The sequence below is a fragment of the Noviherbaspirillum sp. UKPF54 genome, assembly GCF_007874125.1.
GTDB lineage: Bacteria > Pseudomonadota > Gammaproteobacteria > Burkholderiales > Burkholderiaceae_D > Noviherbaspirillum.
This window is the reverse complement of the sequence record NZ_CP040128.1, coordinates 3,344,806-3,362,917: the sequence shown is the minus strand read 5'-3', so window position 1 is coordinate 3,362,917 and position 18,112 is coordinate 3,344,806. Positions and strand designations below refer to the sequence as shown.

General features: G+C 59.0%; 15 protein-coding genes. 6 read left to right on the top strand and 9 right to left on the bottom strand.

Annotated features, from left to right (window positions below; all coding sequences use genetic code 11):
* Positions 1–207: 207 nt before the first annotated feature.
* Positions 208–3,963, top strand: a complete 3,756-nt coding sequence (metH, locus tag FAY22_RS15515) for a methionine synthase (RefSeq protein ID WP_146331051.1) — start codon at positions 208–210, stop codon at positions 3,961–3,963.
* Between the two features lie 36 nt (positions 3,964–3,999).
* Here metH and FAY22_RS15510 read toward each other — a convergent pair whose 3' ends face one another.
* The 3 genes from FAY22_RS15510 to FAY22_RS15500 form a co-directional block, all read right to left on the bottom strand.
* Positions 4,000–5,283 (bottom strand): EAL and HDOD domain-containing protein, encoded by a 1,284-nt coding sequence (locus FAY22_RS15510; RefSeq protein ID WP_146331050.1) that lies wholly within the window; start codon positions 5,281–5,283, stop codon positions 4,000–4,002.
* A gap of 306 nt (positions 5,284–5,589) precedes the next feature.
* The gene (locus tag FAY22_RS15505; RefSeq protein WP_146331049.1) at positions 5,590–6,357 is read right to left on the bottom strand and encodes a class II glutamine amidotransferase; all 768 of its coding nucleotides are present in this window, start codon (positions 6,355–6,357) and stop codon (positions 5,590–5,592) included.
* 93 nt (positions 6,358–6,450) lie between these two features.
* The gene (locus tag FAY22_RS15500) at positions 6,451–7,374 is read right to left on the bottom strand and encodes a LysR family transcriptional regulator (RefSeq protein WP_146331048.1); all 924 of its coding nucleotides are present in this window, start codon (positions 7,372–7,374) and stop codon (positions 6,451–6,453) included.
* An 897-nt stretch (positions 7,375–8,271) separates the two neighbouring features.
* On the opposite strand from FAY22_RS15500, the gene FAY22_RS15495 reads away from it, so the two are divergent.
* From FAY22_RS15495 to FAY22_RS15475, 5 genes are all read left to right on the top strand, one after another.
* A complete protein-coding gene (locus FAY22_RS15495; protein ID WP_168204851.1) occupies positions 8,272–9,159 on the top strand; it encodes a LysR family transcriptional regulator in 888 nt (295 codons plus the stop codon).
* A gap of 60 nt (positions 9,160–9,219) precedes the next feature.
* On the top strand, positions 9,220–9,906 hold the full coding sequence (locus tag FAY22_RS15490) for a C39 family peptidase (RefSeq protein WP_210411834.1): 687 nt from the start codon (positions 9,220–9,222) through the stop codon (positions 9,904–9,906).
* Between the two features lie 195 nt (positions 9,907–10,101).
* Entirely contained in the window at positions 10,102–10,419 is a 318-nt protein-coding gene (locus FAY22_RS15485) for a hypothetical protein (protein ID WP_146331046.1), read from the top strand.
* Positions 10,420–10,868: 449 nt separating this feature from the next.
* Positions 10,869–11,120 (top strand): hypothetical protein, encoded by a 252-nt coding sequence (locus tag FAY22_RS15480; protein ID WP_146331045.1) that lies wholly within the window; start codon positions 10,869–10,871, stop codon positions 11,118–11,120.
* A 502-nt stretch (positions 11,121–11,622) separates the two neighbouring features.
* Positions 11,623–11,934 carry a hypothetical protein gene (locus tag FAY22_RS15475; protein ID WP_146331044.1) on the top strand — a complete coding sequence of 104 codons (312 nt, stop codon included), beginning with the start codon at positions 11,623–11,625 and terminating at the stop codon, positions 11,932–11,934.
* A 76-nt stretch (positions 11,935–12,010) separates the two neighbouring features.
* Here FAY22_RS15475 and FAY22_RS15470 read toward each other — a convergent pair whose 3' ends face one another.
* The 6 genes from FAY22_RS15470 to FAY22_RS15445 all read right to left on the bottom strand — a co-directional run bounded on the left by FAY22_RS15470 (position 12,011) and on the right by FAY22_RS15445 (position 18,026).
* Positions 12,011–13,183, bottom strand: coding sequence for a transporter (locus tag FAY22_RS15470; protein ID WP_146331043.1), 1,173 nt, complete (start codon positions 13,181–13,183; stop codon positions 12,011–12,013).
* A 555-nt stretch (positions 13,184–13,738) separates the two neighbouring features.
* Positions 13,739–15,139, bottom strand: coding sequence for a sigma-54-dependent Fis family transcriptional regulator (locus tag FAY22_RS15465; protein ID WP_246860527.1), 1,401 nt, complete (start codon positions 15,137–15,139; stop codon positions 13,739–13,741).
* A gap of 388 nt (positions 15,140–15,527) precedes the next feature.
* Positions 15,528–16,214 (bottom strand): tRNA (guanosine(46)-N(7))-methyltransferase TrmB, encoded by a 687-nt coding sequence (locus tag FAY22_RS15460; protein ID WP_146331041.1) that lies wholly within the window; start codon positions 16,212–16,214, stop codon positions 15,528–15,530.
* A gap of 333 nt (positions 16,215–16,547) precedes the next feature.
* The gene (locus FAY22_RS15455; RefSeq protein WP_146331040.1) at positions 16,548–16,805 is read right to left on the bottom strand and encodes a DUF3567 domain-containing protein; all 258 of its coding nucleotides are present in this window, start codon (positions 16,803–16,805) and stop codon (positions 16,548–16,550) included.
* 142 nt (positions 16,806–16,947) lie between these two features.
* Positions 16,948–17,298 carry a GTPase gene (locus FAY22_RS15450; RefSeq protein WP_146331039.1) on the bottom strand — a complete coding sequence of 117 codons (351 nt, stop codon included), beginning with the start codon at positions 17,296–17,298 and terminating at the stop codon, positions 16,948–16,950.
* The gene (locus tag FAY22_RS15445) at positions 17,295–18,026 is read right to left on the bottom strand and encodes a response regulator (RefSeq protein ID WP_146331038.1); all 732 of its coding nucleotides are present in this window, start codon (positions 18,024–18,026) and stop codon (positions 17,295–17,297) included. The genes FAY22_RS15450 and FAY22_RS15445 overlap by 4 nt, the downstream gene beginning before the upstream one ends.
* Between the last annotated feature and the right edge of the window lie 86 nt (positions 18,027–18,112).

Below are 18,112 nucleotides of genomic sequence, written 5' to 3'. Positions count from 1 at the left end.
TGCAACAAAATATGGCATTACGATATCTGCTGACGTAAATTATTGATCTGCCGTATAATTTTTTCAGCGCCGATTTGATTGAAAAGTCAAAACCCAGCTTGCGGGCGCAGGAGTCTTTCCTCCACACAAATACTGCTAAAGCGGACGTAAATGAACCCGGACCCGCTTTATTGCTGTCCGGGTTTTTTATTTTCTTGAGATACATAAATGAAACGCGACGCCATTTCCTCTACCGAAGCGCTCTTGCGCGACTTGCTGGCCCAACGCATCCTGGTTCTCGATGGTGCGATGGGAACCATGATCCAGCAATACAAGCTGACGGAAGAGGATTACCGCGGAGCGCGTTTCGCGGACTTTGCCGTGCCGGGCAAGGAGTTGTTCGTCAAGGGCAATAACGAATTGCTGACGCTGACGCAGCCCCAGATCATCAGCGAAATCCATGAAAAGTATCTCGCCGCCGGCGCCGACCTGATCGAGACGAATACCTTTGGCGCGACCAGCGTGGCGCAGGACGATTACCACATGGCGCACCTGGTGTATGAAATGAACGTGCAGGCCGCGAAACTGGCGCGCGCCGCCTGCGACAAGTATTCGACGCCGGACAAACCGCGTTTCGTCGCGGGCGCCCTGGGGCCGACGCCGAAGACGGCATCGATTTCGCCGGATGTAAATGACCCGGCCGCGCGCAACGTCACTTTCGACCAGCTCGTGGCCGCCTACCTGGAACAGACGCGGGCACTGGTCGAAGGCGGCGCCGACGTGCTGCTGGTCGAGACGATTTTCGACACGCTCAACTGCAAGGCGGCGCTGTTCGCAATCGATACGTTCTTCGAAGAGGCTGGCAAGCGCCTGCCCATCATGATTTCCGGCACCGTCACAGACGCTTCCGGCCGCATCCTGTCCGGCCAGACCGTGCCGGCCTTCTGGCATTCGGTGCGCCATGCCAAGCCGCTGACGATCGGCCTGAACTGCGCTCTGGGCGCTGCGCTGATGCGGCCCTACGCGGAAGAGCTGTCGAAGATCGCCGACACCTTCGTCTGCGTCTATCCGAACGCCGGCCTGCCCAACCCGATGTCCGACACCGGCTTTGACGAGACGCCCGATGTCACGTCCTCCCTGATGAAGGATTTCGCCGAGAGCGGCTTCGTGAACATCGCCGGCGGTTGCTGCGGCACCACGCCGGAGCACATCAAGGCGATTGCCGATGTCGTCAGCAAGATTGCACCGCGCAAGGTGCCCGAAGTGGCGCCGGCGATGAAGCTGTCGGGGCTGGAGCCGTTCGTCGTCGACGAGAGTTCGCTGTTCGTGAACGTCGGCGAACGCACCAACGTGACCGGCTCGAAGGCGTTCGCGCGCATGATTCTCAACGAGCAATACGACGAGGCGCTGTCGGTGGCGCGCCAGCAGGTCGAGAACGGCGCGCAGATCATCGACATCAACATGGACGAGGCGATGCTCGATTCGGTCGCCGCGATGACGCGCTTTCTCAATCTCATCGCCTCCGAACCGGATATCGCGCGCGTGCCGATCATGATCGACTCGTCGAAATGGTCGGTGATCGAAGCCGGCCTGAAGTGCGTGCAGGGCAAGGCGGTGGTCAACTCGATCTCGATGAAGGAAGGCGAGGAGGAGTTCCTGCGCCAGGCCAAGCTGTGCCGCCGTTACGGCGCCGCCGTGATCGTGATGGCCTTCGATGAAACCGGCCAGGCCGACACTTTCGAGCGCAAGACCGAGATCTGCGCGCGCGCCTACAGGCTGCTGACCGAGAAGGTGGGCTTCCCGCCGGAAGACATCATCTTCGATCCGAACATTTTCGCCATCGCGACCGGCATCGAGGAGCACAACAACTACGCGGTCGATTTCATCAACGCCACGCGCTGGATCCGCGACAACCTGCCGCACGCGAAGATCAGCGGCGGCGTGTCGAACGTCAGTTTTTCTTTCCGCGGCAACGACCCGGCGCGCGAGGCTATCCATACCGTGTTCCTGTACCACGCGATCAAGGCCGGGCTGACCATGGGTATCGTCAACGCCGGCATGGTCGGCGTGTATGACGACCTGGCTCCCGAGTTGCGCGAGCGGGTGGAAGACGTGGTATTGAACCGCCGTCCGGACGCGACCGAGCGCATGATCGAATTCGCCGCGACCTTGAAGGCCGGCGGCAAGAAGGAAGAACAGAACCTCGAATGGCGCGGCGAGCCGGTGGAAAAGCGGCTCGCGCATGCGTTGGTGCATGGCATCACGCAATGGATCGTCGAAGATACCGAGGAAATGCGCGTCAAGGTCCTGGAATCGGGCGGGCGCCCGATCAACGTGATCGAGGGCCCGCTGATGGATGGCATGAACATCGTCGGCGACCTGTTCGGGCAAGGGAAGATGTTCCTGCCGCAGGTGGTCAAGTCGGCGCGCGTGATGAAGCAGGCTGTGGCGCACCTGATCCCGTTCATCGAGGAAGAAAAGCGCCAGGAAGAGGCCAGGACCGGCATCGTCGCCAAGCCGAAGGGCAAGATCGTGATCGCCACTGTCAAGGGCGATGTGCACGACATCGGCAAGAACATCGTGTCGGTGGTCCTGCAATGCAATAACTTCGAAGTGGTGAACATGGGCGTGATGGTGCCGTGTTCCGACATCCTGGCCAAGGCGAAGGCGGAGAACGCCGACATCGTCGGCCTGTCCGGCCTGATCACCCCGTCGCTGGAGGAAATGGCGCACGTGGCCAAGGAAATGCAGCGCGACCCGCACTTCCGCATGCTCAAGATTCCGCTGCTGATCGGCGGCGCCACCACCAGCCGCGCCCATACCGCAGTCAAGATCGCGCCGAACTACGAAGGTCCGGTGGTGTACGTGCCGGACGCATCGCGCTCGGTGTCGGTGGCGCAGTCGCTCTTGACGCAGGAGCAGCGCGACCAGTACATCGAAGAGATCAAGAGCGATTACGAACGTATCCGCGAGCAGCACGCGAACAAGAAAACGACGCCGCTGATTTCGCTGGCCGAAGCGCGCCTCAACAAGGCCAAGCTGGCTTTCACCGGAGACGCCGCGCCGGTGAAGCCGAAGTTCATCGGCCGCCGCGTGTTCAAGAACGTCGATCTGGCCACCCTCGCCAATTACATCGACTGGGGCCCGTTCTTCCAGACCTGGGACCTGGCCGGTCCATTCCCAGCGATCCTGAAGGACGAGGTGGTCGGCGAGCAGGCCAGCAAGGTGTACGAGGAAGGGCAGGCGATGCTCAAGAAGGTGATCGAAGGCCGCTGGCTGACCGCCAACGGCGTCATCGCGCTGCTTCCGGCCAATACCGTCAACGACGACGATATCGAGATCTATACCGACGACACGCGCACGCAGGTAGCATTCACCTACTACGGCGCGCGTCAGCAGACGGTCAAGCCGGTGATCGACGGCGTGCAGCGGCCCAATCAGTGCCTGTCCGATTTCATTGCGCCGAAATCATCGGGCATCGCCGACTACATCGGCCTGTTCGCGGTCACCGCTGGCTTGGGCATCGAGAAACATGAGAAGCGCTTCCTGGATGCCTACGACGACTACAGCAGCATCATGCTGAAGTCGCTCGCCGACCGCCTGGCCGAGGCGTTTGCCGAGCATCTGCACGAGCGCGTGCGCAGGGAATTGTGGGGCTATGCTCCGGATGAAGCGCTCGACAGCGCGGCCCTGATCGGGGAGGCGTATCGCGGCATCCGCCCGGCGCCGGGCTATCCGGCCTGCCCGGAGCATACGGTCAAGGCCGACATGTTCAAGCTGCTGCAATGCGACGACATTGGCATGCATGTGACGGAATCGTTCGCGATGTTCCCCGGCGCGTCGGTGTCCGGCTTCTACTTCGCGCATCCGGCGTCGAAGTATTTCGTGGTCGGCAAGATCGGCGAGGACCAGGTGGCGGACATGGCGGCGCGGCGCGGCGTGCCGAAGGAAGATGTGGAGCGCTGGCTGGCGCCGAACCTGTAAATGGAAGGCAAGCCGCCGGGGAGGCGCGCTCCCCGGCTATGCCGCGTTGCGCGCCACGATGTCGCCCCATTCGAAGGCGCTTAACTGCAGGTCATTCAAGTCGTTGCTGGAAAGGCCGAGTTTTTCCACCAGGTGTTCCAGCATCGATCCCGCCTCTTCGATGCGCTCCATGTGCTCGGCCAGCCGCAGCATGTCGCCATAGCGCCCTTTGCGGTGCAGCAGCGCATCGCTGACAGCTTCGACCACGGCGACCTGTTCCAGGATTTCCTGCATCGGCATGCTGAACAAGGTGTCCATCAGCGACATGATGCCGACGGTGAACGCGGTGTCGCCGATATGGCGCTGGTGCGGCTCGATCCGGTGCGCGATCAATTCCAGCAGCTTGCCGCGGGTTGCCGCCAGCGTCAGCAGCGGCGTCATGCTTTGCCCCTTCTTGCAGGGCTCGGCATACAGCATGATTTGCAGCCAGCGCTGCAGCTGATGGCGGCCCAGCACCAGCAATGCCTGCCTGACCGAGTCAATGCGGTGCCGCATGCCGATGGCGGGTGCGTTCACCAGGCGCAGCAGGTTGAAGCACAGTGCGATATCCTGCTTGATGCTGCGTTCGATGTCGATGTTGTCCGCCTCCGATGTGATCTGCGTCATCAGCTGCATGATCGCCAGCTGCGACGGCGACAGCTTCTTGCCGGAGAGGATGGCCGGCTTGGCGAAGTAATAGCCCTGGAAATAATCGAAGCCGAGGTCGAGGCAGGTGTCGAACTGTTCCCGATTCTCGACTTTCTCGGCCAGCAGTTTTTTCTTCGCGAGACGGAACTTCGGTGCCAGCTTCAGCAGCGCCGACAGCGGCATGTCGCGCAGGTCGATCTTGACGATGTCGGCCAGCGGCAGCAGCTTTTGGACATCCTCGTTGTCGGTGATGACGTCGTCCAGCGCGAAGCGAAAGCCCTGCTGGACCAGGGACTGGATGCGCTCGAGGATTTGCGGAGTCGCCTTCGTCGTTTCGACGATTTCGAGCACGACTTTTTCCTTGGGGAGGAACTGGAAGATGTCGCTCATCAGGACCGCGGCATCCACATTCAGGAAGCCGAGCGAATCGCCGATCACCTTTTCGATGCCCAGCTGCGACGTATGCGCGATCACCGACGCCGTTGCCGACAGGTCGCTGGTGATGTTGGCCGCCGCAGTATCGGTATTGCGAAACAACAGCTCGTAGGCGATCAGCGACTGGCTACGGTCGAGAATGGGCTGGCGCGCAAGGAAAAAGTCCCGCACGCGTAACGGGCGGGGCGAAGCGTTGCCGGTTGTGGAAGTGGCATTCATTTCGACATTATTGTTATTGCCGTATTCAAGTTTGCGCCGCGTGGCTTTTGGGCGAAGGCAAACCAGCGCACTTTGCGGTGCAGCCAAGTGCGCACAGGTCGTATGAGTGCGCACTGTCAGGCAGGAGGGCGGGAAGGCACACCGCGCTTGCCATCTCAGATGCTGCAACACATACGGCCTGTGCGCACTTGAGTCGCCAGCAGGCAGATGCAGAACTTCCGATGCTTCTTTGCCTGTAATTTAGCGCATTTTTATTTCTTTGTGGCAATTTTTTATGGTGCGGCGCATTGACCGGCGCCCGGCGCTTTACGCCACCGGCATTCCATCCACGAACACCTTCAATTCGCCGGCAGCAAAGCGCGTCCAGGTTTCGTTCGTGGTCAGCGGTGCTGTGACGATGATCGCCACCCGGTCGTTCGGCGTGGTGACCGTGGAAAAGTCGACGCTCATGTCTTCGTCCGACAGCTTGGCGGTGGAAAACGGGTACTGGCGCACGATGTAGTGCAGATCGGTCGAGCAGTGCGCAAACAGTGCCGATCCGTCGGACAGCATCATGTTGAAGGTGCCGTGCGCCGCGATGCCGTGGCTCAGTTCGCGCAGCGCCGCCGTCAGTGCGGCCTGTGTCGGCGGCGAGTCGCCGAAGCGCCGCCGCAATTCCTGCAGCAGGTAGCAGAAGGCCCATTCGCTGTCGGTGGTGCCCACGCGGCGGAAAGCGCCGTCGAGTGGCGGTGCAAATTCTTTCAAGTCGCCGTTATGCGCAAACACCCAGTAGCGTCCCCACAGTTCGCGCACGAAGGGATGGCAGTTTTCCAGTGCGATGCGGCCCTGCGTCGCCTTGCGGATATGCGCGATGACATTCCTGGATTTGATCGGGTAGCGTTTGATCAGGTCGGCAATCGGCGAGGCGACGGCGGCTTCGTAATCGACGAAATGGCGCACGCCTTTGCCCTCAAAAAAGGCGATTCCCCAGCCGTCGGCATGCACATCGGTGCGGCCGCCGCGCGTGGCAAAGCCGGTAAAGCTGAACACGATGTCCGTCGGGACGTTGCAATTCATGCCGAGCAGTTGGCACATGGTAGTGAGCGCGAACGATGATTCAATACGGTACCACGTCCGCCGCGCACCGGGGAATCGATTGACGCAACGGGAAGGCGGGCCAGGCCAGCGTCACGCTGCGGGCTCAAGCCAGGGGTCGCTTTCCGGACGGGGGAATTGTTGCGACATGAAATCGACGAAGCTGCGGACCTTGGCCGACAGCAGGCGCCGGCTCGGATAGACCATGACCACCGACAGGCTCTGGAGATGCTGGTCCGGCAGCAGCCGCACCAGCCGGCCGGCAGCCAGGTCGTCGCGCAGCGCAAAGGAGGGCCGCAGCACGACCCCCATGCCCTCAAGAGCGCACTGGCGCAGCAGATCGCCATTGTTGGACACTACCTTGCAGTTGATTGGAATCTGGGTCGTGGTGCCATCCGCCTGTTTCACCGGCCAGTGATGCCGCACCTGCTCAAGGGAAAAATTCAGGCAGATATGGCGGGATATATCCTCCAGCTCGGCCGGCACGCCGTGCTGCTTTACATATTCCGGCGAGGCGCACAGCACGACTTCAGTGATGCCGAGCTGGCGCGCAATCATGCTGGCATCGAATTTCTGGAAATCGATGAAAATGCCCACGTCGAAGCCGTCCTCGACCAAGTCGACATTGCGGTCCGACAGCGTCACATCCAGCACAACATCAGGATAGAGCTTTGCGTATTCGCGCAGCAACCGGGCAAGATGGAGTTGTCCGAATCCGATTTGCGAATAAATGCGTAGCGTTCCGGTCGGCTTCTTGGAATGCGCCGACGCGATTGCCTCCGCGTCTTCTACTTCCTGCAGGATTTGCAGCACGCGCTCCAGGTAGGCATGACCGGTTTCCGTCAGTGACAGGCGGCGCGTGGTGCGGTTGAGCAAGCGGGTGCCGAGGTGTTCTTCCAGGTCGGCCACATGGCGCGTGACGACGGCGTTGGAGATATCCAGCATCTGCGCGGCACGCGCAAAGCTGCCTTGCTCGACCACCTTCGCAAACACGCGCATCGATTGCAATCTGTCCATGCCAGTAGCTTCCTCATTGTTTCCGAAGCGGAAATAGTGGATGCGATTATTCTTCGTTTTTTCTGAATGTGCAATCCAGGTGCGAATTGGTGCGACACAGCATGATTGCGCACGCCGTCGTTACACCTTTGGGCAGATCCCTCACCGCTTGCCTCGGCCGCTACTCGATATGTCAACCGAATCAACGGCTTATGCAATTGGGCATGGGTCTTGCCAAGCATGGCGCAGGGCTGGATGCGAGGCGAGAAAGCTCTTCCTCTTGAAAGCGCCTTCCCTGGACGCCGATGGAAGCGAATGCTCGGTACACCGCACGGATTTGCACTGTCAAGGATTCATCTCCGGTTCCCCGTCATGGTTTGCATCCGCAGGCATGGCGGGGTTTTTTTATGGGGCGTTTGGGCGTGCATTGTTCTGCGTATCGGGTTGCCTGTGGTTGGCTGGCGATGCGGATGCTTCATTCGCGTTACGTTTTCTGACGTTGCCTGCCGCTATCCCCGCGGCAGGGGAGAGCACGGCGGTGCGCGCCTTGGGCGAGACCAGCGTTGCCGTCACGGCAGAACCGAGGGGATGTTCTAGTCATTGATTCCCTTGCAGTCACGGAGCAGTGTGACGTAGCCAATACAGCTTTGGACCTAGAACGGTAGTTTCCATAAAAAAAGCCAAAACAAATCAGTTCCTTGTGTGATGGGCGTAGGTTTTGCATTAGGTCCGAGCCCGGAAACGCATGGGTTTCCCATGCACGATATTTTGTAATCCGTTACACCACCGCGCGGTTGGCACAACTGTAAAGGATGAAAAATGACGCAATCCAGAAAAGAGCGCTCGGAGCAGTCGCTACGCCTGAATGGCATCCGTTCGCGGTTATACTCCCGGCCGCACGATGTGCAGAATATTTATGTGAGTCTCAAGCAATGGCGCATCTTGCATGCCGTCATAGACTGCGGCGGCTATGCCGAAGCCGCGAAATCGCTTCATCTGAGCCAGTCCACCATCAGCTACACCATTTCCAAGCTCCAGGAACAACTCGGCGTGCCCTTGCTCAAGATCGATGGGCGCAAGGCGATCCTGACGAGCGAGGGGCGCGCGCTGCTGGACCGCTCGCGCCATGTGCTCAAGGAAGCCATCGAGCTCGAGACCTTCGCCAAGAACCTGGGGCAGGGGCGTGGCGGCGAGGTGCGTCTGGTAGTCGATCAAAACTTTCCGACACCGTTGCTGATGCAGGCGTTGCGGGAGTTTACGCTGAGCGGGGAGGGCGCCGCCGAGGTCAAGCTGCGCGAAGTGCCGATATCGCAAACGGAAGAAGTGCTGCATGACCTGAGCGTCGACCTCGCCATCAGCGAGCATGTGCCGCTCGGGTTGCTCGGCGAGCCGCTGGTCGAAGTCGCGCACATTCCCGTGGCGCATCCGGATCATCCCTTGTTCAAGCTGGAGCGCGAGGTGACTGCCGCAGATCTTGCGCAGCACGTGCAGATCGGTATTGCCCCGAGCGGCGATGCCGCCCGCACAGCAGCGACGAACTCGGCTCAGGCGCGCTGCTGGCTGCTCAACAGCTGCGACACGGTGGTGGCAGCGGTGCGCGAAGGACTGGGTTATGCCTGGCTGCCGCAACATCGGGTCGGGCAATGGATCGAGCAAGGCTTGCTGGCACGTTTGCCTGTGGGCGACAAGGCCGGGTACAAGACGGTGCTGTATCTGATACACGGCCGCCCCTGGTCCGCCACGCCTGCGGCGAACCGCTTTGCCGAAGTGCTACGCAGCCTTGTCGCGCAGGCGACCGAGCAATAGCTCGCCTGGCAGCACGAACACGCCCACGATTTCGCCGGTACGCCGAAATGGAGACATGACATGAAAAGAATGCACCAGCCCTATGCAGTGGAAAGCTCGGCCGCGTCTGCCCGTTGGCGGCACCGCGCCGTCAACATGGCTTGCGCCGGATGCTGCGCATTGCTATATCTGCTGCCGGCTGTCCAGGCCTTCGCCGGCGAACGCGCCGTCAGGTCGCTGCTTGAAATGCGCCATGAGAACGTGGTGATACAACAGTGGGACCTGAGCTGCGGTGCGGCGGCGCTGGCGACCCTGCTGAAGTACCAGCATGGCGAACCGGTCACCGAGAAGGAGGTGGCGCTGTCGCTGATGAAGCGGGAGGAATACATCAAGAATCCGCAGCTGATCCAGAGTCGCGAAGGTTTTTCGCTGCTGGACCTGAAGCGCCATGTCGACGCCCGCGGCTATCTGGGCAGCGGTTACGGCAAGCTCCAGCTCAAGGACCTGGTTGCCAAGGCGCCGTTGATCGTGCCGATCAAAACGCACGGTTACAACCACTTCGTCGTCTTTCGCGGCATGTATCGCGACCGCGCGCTGCTGGCCGATCCCGCCTGGGGCAACCGCACCATGCCAGTGGATGAATTCATGGAGCACTGGATCGAATATCCCTCGCTGGGGCGCATCGGCTTTACCGTGCAGCGGCGCGACGGCGTCATACCGCCGAACCAACTGGCTCCTACGGAAAATGATTTCCTGACCTTGCGTTAGCTCATTCCTGTGCAATACGAAGTTTGATGGCATCGTACACATTGAAAAATTCGAAGGAAGGTGGTTTTTTCTCCTGCAGATGATCGAAATTTCGTACTTATCATTTGATTAAGTGCTGGGTAAAGTATGGAGGGACATGGAGCAATTCATGTCCCGAACTCAACATACTTTATTGCGCCGGTTAAGGAGAAATGAATGAAAAAATCACTGGTAACCAGCCTCATCGCCTTGCCTTTGCTGACCTTGTCGTCGATGGCATTTGCCGCCACCGAAGTTTCCCCCAACGAGCCGATGCTGTTGTCCGCGCACGAGATGGACAGCGTGACTGCCTCAGGACGGCATGCCCGGCAAAATGCGCTTCCCACAGGCTTTGCGCAAGCCTTCGGCAACATGAATATCGCTTCAATTATTCAAATCATCTACGCGCCGGTCACCGTCATTCAGATCGGCAGCAACAACACGGCGCTTGTCTACAGCGTTCCGACCAACTTCGCATCGGTATGGCAGCGATAGGATGAGCGGGTGCTTTGAGCGGAGGGTTGGCCATCCGCTCAAAGCACACGTTGATCGTTTCATTCAACAAACCCAGAATAGTCCGCCACTCGATGCCCGGCAAAAAGCTCGCTGCCGAACGCGTCCAGTGCTCGGGCAGTAGCGCTTCGATCGCGCATGCCCTTACGCCCCGCCAGTCCCGCCGCCGACAGCCTGGCCCGTTAGTCTGTTACTCCCTGCTTTGTCCCTGAAAGCATCAGGCCGTCTGATCCTGCGCCTGGCAAATGGCGAGGGCGGCAGTATCCTGACCGATTAAAAAACTGGATCAAAGACAGGGAATGCGCACGCGGCATCATCTAAATTTCATACTTATTTTTCGGGGGGCGCTGACTAAAGTGATAGGGAATCGCGGCACAAACCGTGTTTGCGTTTCGTTACTTTTCAACGCTTATGTTTAGGAGAAATGCAAAATGAAAAAATCGCTGATCACTTCCTTGGTATCCGCTTCGCTCCTGTCCCTGTCGTCGATGGCATTTGCAGCGGAACCTGTGCAGCTGACCAATGCGCAAATGGATGGTGTCACTGCCGGCCTGCTGAATTTTAATATCGTGCAGCTGACCCAGGCGATTAGCGCACCGGTTGCTGCGATTTCGATCGTTGGCGGTGGTGCCCTGGCCGTATCCCGCAACAATAACGTTGCTCTCATTCGCCAGCGCAATTAAGCAGGAGGAACTGGCCCTCGGCTGAGGGCCGGTGACGCTTGTTCGGACGGGTGATGAACCCGTTTTTTTATTTTTGCGCCCACAGTAGACGCCGCGGCGCACTGCACTTTGCTTGCCAGGTTGTGCAGTCCCTCATGACAGCATCAAGTGGCGTGGTTGAGATGGCCGGTATCGAATCAACTAGTGACATTGGGCCGGATGGCACCGGGAGAGCTCGCGGCGGGCATGTCTCCGCCGCCAGGAGATACGGTATCCACCTGATGCAATCGCTTACCGCATGCCGTCTTCCCTCGCTTGCTGCGCCGTGCGGTCCATGCTCCCGTTACTGCAGGAGGCCGGCGCGATGCCGCTGGCATACATCACCTATTCGCTCGATCCAGCGCCGTGAAACGAATTCAAAAACTGGATCAAAGTCGAAAGTTCACGTGACGCTCCATCTAAATTTCATACTTATTTTTCGAAGGAGCGCTGGCTAAAGTGAGAGGGAATCGCGGCATTCACCGTGCTGGCGCTTCGCTATCTTTTAACTTTTGGTTTAGGAGAAATGCAAATGAAAAAATCACTGGTCGCCTCCCTGGTTTCCGCATCGCTGCTATCCCTGTCGTCGATGGCATTTGCGGCAGAGCCCGCTGCGACGGAACCGGTGCAGCTGAGCGCCGCGCAAATGGACGGCGTTACCGCCGGCGTGCTCGACTTTAATCTCGCTTTCCTCAATCAGATTGTCGTGGCGCCGGCTGTCGCGGTGTCAGTCTTCGGCAATGCAGTTGCCATCCCCAATGTCATTAACCTTGGCGGCATTTTTCAACGCAATTAAGTAGCTGGCGGGTCCGGCCCTTGGCCGAGGGTCGGACCGCAATAAGAGTCGCCATGAGGGCCGCTATTGTCACTCCTTATCTGAAAAGAATCGGCAGCGAGATGGTAAAGCTGTATTTTGGAGCGTCGTTGCCCATGCCGATGCCGAGCTGCGTCACCAAGGTCAGATCGCGCGAGAGAACGGACGAGGCGCCAAAGGTCGCGATGCCATAAGTCTGATCCGACCCTTCCAGCGTAATGCCGTTGTTTTCCTGTTTCTTGCGATAGACCTGCGAGAAGCCTAGCTGCAACGATGTGGCCGGACTTGCAGCCAGGGTCGCGGATAAAGAAATGCCGGCAGAGTCACCCGGCCTGATTCCGTCTTTTTCAAAGGTCTTGCCATAGAAGGCGCTAGCCACGAATGCCAGCGGGTCCTGGCGTTTGAGCGCAATCAGTTCTGCAATTATCTGGCGAAAGCCGCCAGTCAAGGGAACGCCATTATCCTGCCGCTTGCCGTTCCCGAAGTTATAGGTGAGGCGTCCGACCAGATCAGGCCGCGCTCCGCTTTCGCGCGCAAGCGTCTTTGCAATGCCAAGCGTGGCGTCGCCAAGGCCGTTTCCGTTGGCTGAGGTGCCCGTACCGAAATCGGTCACTTGCGACGTACGCATGATGCTGTAAGGCAGACTGAATTCAAGCTGGCTATTGTAGGGCAGGCCTGCCCGGACATCGACGCGGAACGTGTTCTCGTTCTGCCTGTTCCTCTGATTAATGACCGCCTGCGTCGATGCCGAGGTGGCCGGATTCACAACGGTGGCGAGCACCGCAGCGCTTTGCTCGCTGCGCCGGTAAGTGTAGCTGGGCGTGATTTCAACCGTGCGCTGCGGCAGCAGTAACGCGCCGCTCTGGGTCAGAGTGCGCTCGAGTGCGCGCTGCGCTGCATCTTCGTCCACTTCGAAGACACCAGGCCCGGATCGCTGCGCGGTTCGTCCGCTCTCCGTCGCCGGTGCCCGTGGATCTGCCGGGGCGGGCGCGGACTGCGCGACCTGCGTGTCCTGTGCGGCAGTGTGGGGAAGTGCTCCTTCGCCTGCATGCAATGTCATGTGGGATGTCTGTACGCGTGGTTCCGGGAGATCCTGCGGCTGCGCCGCGCGGACGTCGTTCCGCTCGCGCTGTTGCCCTGGTGTCTCGGCTGCTTGCGAATGAGCGGCGCAGAGCATGCCGGCCAGTGCGAGCGGTACGATTTGCGTTGCGCGTACTGTTTTCGATTTCATCCTTACACCACCTTTCGTTGTCGACTATTCGAGGTTGGTGTGGGTGAATTGCAGTCATCGGAACGACGACAATCTGAACCGCGCGGCCAGAACGCTTCCCTATGGCGGCGCAATCCGCCCGCATAGAACCGGCGTCAAGTCGGCAAGACAGTACCCGGCCGGATAGGCGGTAGAATCCAGTCAATCAGGAAATTCGCGCAGTGTCATCGCTCGCGGAACAAATCAGTCACGCACATATAGGCGCAACGCGCAGTGCCGTGTCGCGTTGAAATGCAACGAATGTGTCTACCGCATCTTACTGTCTAGGACTGCCGCAGGTTCATCACCCACGTCAAGTCCCGTCATTGCCTGCCCAGCCCACCGGTAAGCGCCCGCCATGGCTTGCATCAAGGCTGCTTCGATACAAACTCTCGATCCAGCGGTGTCCCAGGGGGATTATTATTTTAGGATTGCCCGCTGGTTAAAATTGCTGCCAGCGGACGGCAAAGCGATTCGTTTTTCTGAACCGATCGCGCATGTCGAGCGGACCAAGCCCGACTGATACCACGTCGTACCTTATTTGTGCGCCCCCAGGTCGTGCTTTGCGCTACCAAGGAATGGCGTTCGTGCGCTAGCCGCGATATCGGGCCGGATGTTGTACTTCTCGATCAGTCGATAAAGCGTCACCCGCGATACGCCCAACAGGGATGCCGCCCGCGAGATTTGATTGCGCGACTGCGACAGCGCACGCCGGATCATCATGCTCTCGGCGGCGGCGCGCGCGTCTTCCAGCGACATCATCTTGTTGTGCGGGTCGTTGCGCTCAAAGCCGAGGTCTTCCGGCTGGATGAAGCGTCCTTCCGCCATCACTGTTGCACGCTGCACGCGGTTGACCAGTTCGCGTACGTTGCCGGGCCAGTCGTGGCTGAGCATCGCATTCATCGCTGCCTTGGAAAACCCGCGCAGGCTGCGGTTATGTGCGCTGGCAAACTTGGCGAAATAGTGCTTTGCGATATCCTCGATATCCTGTCCGCGATCGGCCAGCGGCGGCATGCTCATGCAGACGACATTGATACGGTAATACAAGTCTTCGCGGAAGCGCCCCTGTAATACTGCTTCCGCGAGATCGACATGAGTTGCCGCGATGACGCGTACATCGATTTCGATCGAATCGTTGCCGCCCACGCGCTCGATCGTCTTCTCCTGCAGGAAGCGCAGCAGGTTTACCTGCATGTCGATCGGCATGTCGCCGATTTCATCGAGAAACAGAGTGCCTCCTTGAGCTGCCTCGATGCGGCCGATCTTGCGCTGGGTGGCGCCGGTGAACGCACCCTTTTCATAGCCGAACAACTCGGACTGAAACAATTGCGGCGCAATAGCGCCGCAATTGACTGCCACGAACGGCGCGTTGCGACGCGCCGATTGCCGGTGAATCGACAGTGCGGCCACTTCCTTGCCTGTGCCGGACGGGCCGGTGATCAGCACCGAGGCATCGGTGCGTGCGACTTTCTGAATCTGGATGAACAGGCGCTGCATTTCCGGTGTCTGTCCTACCATCACGAAATCATCGTCATCTGCCTGCGGGGCCGGCGACGCTGTATGCTGCACTTCGCGCATGAACGCCATGCCCCAGGCGTGGCGCAGCGTCAGCGCGATATGGTCAAGGTCGGCGGGCAGCGTGATGAAATTGAACAGGTGTTCCCCGATGAATTCGCGCATGCGTGGCATCGAGATCAATTCCTGTGCGATCAGGCCGACCCATGAGATTTTATTGTTGCTGACGAACGGTTCGCATTTGTCGAGGTGCGCCAGTTCAGCTTCTTGCGTGACAATCAGCAGTCCAACTCGGCAACCGTTGTTGACGGCATTGTGGGCGGCTTCCAGGGTGAAGCACTCGAGCAGATTGAGACCGTATTCCTTCAGCGTTTTCGTATAGGTGCATGGCTGCCCGTTGCGGCTGGTCAGGCGCAGGACCATGACGGTTTGATTCGAAGGTGCTGAGTTGGAGACGTAAAGCATTTCGCAATACCTTTATTATGGAGATGCTCGTCGAGATTCCGGATGGGGGATGCATGGTTCGGATCGTTGGCCGATACGGCTGCATGTTCTCGTCGACCGACTTGCTGTCGGACAGCGCTCGACTGGGTCGGGTCAAATTCAAGCGCCGAGCTTACCGTCTTTTACTCACCCGAACAATGCCATAAATAGGGGATGCCGAGTCAATCAATGTGCCGTTTGTGCTCGGTCAAACTGCGATTTCTGCTTCGAAACGTAGTATCCATGCGGGATTGCGGACGATTTCCCTTGGAGAGCCGCATATTTCCTTGCTTGCGGTATCACTCATGCCGCTCAGAAATTCACTCGGTTAACCCCGCCAAGCGGCTGGCTGGATAGTGGCCCGGCAGCGCCATAACGCGTGACCGGAGACTTGATATTTCTGCTCGAACGGGGTGAGGGCTCTGTCCGGCGCGTAGGCTTCGCATTGGACGTGCGTGCCGTTTAACTGGCTGATCGCACTGGCAAATTCCTCGGCATACACACGCCAATTGCTGCGGCACTCGAGTTCGCCGCCCAGCGCGACAATGGCCGGGAATACGGGGTGGCCGTGCCAGCGCCGCTGAAGCTGCCCGATTTTCGGCCAAGGATTGGGATACAGCACATAATGCCGGGCCGGCCGTACGTTCGCCTTCAACATCAGGCGCCAGTAATCGACCAGATCGGCGCGCACCTTAATGAAATTGGCCGGCATGTCATCGCGCCATACGATATTGCGTGCCAGACGATCGGCCGACTGGTCCACGCCAATGACGAAGTGATCGGGGAATTGCGCGGCGAGATTGAGCGTCGACAGTCCGACGCCGCATCCTGCATCCAGGATCAGTGGTTTGGCGCCCTGCGCCTGCCACGCGGCGATACTCGCATCAAATGCTGCGTGGTTGTAAGGCATGAACGGCTTCTTGAATTCCGTGGCCGCGTGTTTGGCGACGAGCGCCGTCAGCTGTTCGTGAATGCCGGTCTGGGCGCTGCTGACGAAGCGGGAGTTCGCGTGCATTTATGAGCGGCTCCATCCAGCGGAAAAGCCGCCGGTTTCCAAGGCACGGCAAGATGATTTGATCGAGCTGGATTGATCCATGACTGATTTCGAGAAGTTCTCTATGCGCAAGCAGGCGCGCAAAGCACACCCCGCATTGAATTGGCAAATGCATGCGCAAGTGAAATTGGGCTGAAAAGCAATGCCCGTCATCATGCCATATGACAGTAGACGGAGCACAGGCTGCCAATGTCCCGTTTCAGGCAGCGATGGCCTTTTAGTTGTTGGTGGAAAAGGCCACAGAATGAAAACAGTGGTCCATGTATCCTGTGGCGGATTTTGTAAAAATGACGGTTAGTGCAGCGTGACCGGTTGACGCATCAGAGCGTCGTATTTGCCGAGGAAATCATCGATTTCCTCGATGCTTGGTTCGGTGGCGATCAAGTTCTCAACTTCTTCGCGGAAGGATTTGGCTAAGGTGCCGCCGATGAAGATTTCGCGCTTGCCGGACTTGTCCATGATCTCGTATCCGCCAAAGCGCAAGGCCTCGCGGCCGTTGTCTGCCCCAAATTCCACGACGCTGTACTGATCGCTGTTGTAGATTAAGTTCATGTTGCGCTCCTTGTGCTACGAATGATTGCAGGTTTGCCCTGATCCCTTCTGTTGATGCAAAAATGGGGCCAAGTCGACCGGTTTCAAGCTAAGCAGGGCGGGAGTGATAAAAAACATTCCTCTCCCAGGGAGAGGAATGTTCTTACGTTTGCATATCTTGAGTCAGTTGTAGCAGGTCATCATAAGGAGTGTCGGCAAGAAAGCGACGAATGCTCTCCACATGTTCGGAACTTGCCAGGCTGATATAAAGACGCTGCGGCGGACGACGCAGGGTGCGGTTCAACGTTATGCGCATCGCCATGTTGCCAGTGCAACAAAGGCAGCCAGGCGCAATGCGGGAAATTCTCGGCCCATTCATGCCATCGAGCGGTGACTGTCCGCTGGCAATGCCTTCGAGAATAAGTGCTGTCGTCAGCGCCGGATCAAGCGCCTCGGCGATGGCTGCTTCGCGCTGCAGTGCGGTAGCGCCAAGGACTAGTGTGGTGAGGGTCACCCTTTTTTCGATAGCTTGCTGGGTTCCACGCCCAGCTGCTTGAGCTTGCGATAAAGGTGAGTGCGTTCGAGGCCAGTCTTTTCGGCAACACGCGTCATGCTGCCGCCTTCTCGCACCAGATGATGCTCGAAATAAGCGCGTTCGAATGCATCGCGCGCCTCGCGCAGCGGCAGGTCGAATGACAGGCCGAACAGTTGCGAGTCGGATGATGCAAGCGCCGGTGTGATCGGGGCCGCCGGCGCGATTCCGGTTTGCAAGCCGGGCGCATAGGCGGCGGTGGCGGCACTTGCCGCCTGATCGCTGGCATTCGGCGCGGCCACCGGGCGTGCATGGTAAAGAGGGGCAGCGGGGCGGGGCGGTTCTTGCGTCCGCGACAAGCCCTGTTGTACCGCTTTCAGCAGTTTTTGCAAGGCGATCGGTTTTTCAAGGAAATTGAGAGCGCCGATCCGGGTCGCTTCGACCGCGGTGTCGATGGTGGCATGACCGGACATCATAATCACGGGCATGTTCAGCAAGCCATCGCGTTGCCATTCCTTGAGTAACGTGACGCCGTCGGTATCCGGCATCCAGATATCGAGCAGGACCAGGTCGGGAGTGCCCTGCGCCCGGAATTCGCGTGCCTGCTGCGCATTCTCGGCGGTGGTCACGACGTGACCTTCATCGCCCAGAATCTCCGAGAGCAATTCCCGGATGCCCATTTCATCATCGACTACGAGGATATTTGCCATACGTGTACCTGTGTGCCTCCATTGTCGCCTGATTTTCGTTGTTCGATGCAGCGCGAAACCAATATAAGTCGCAAAGATTGTTTCAA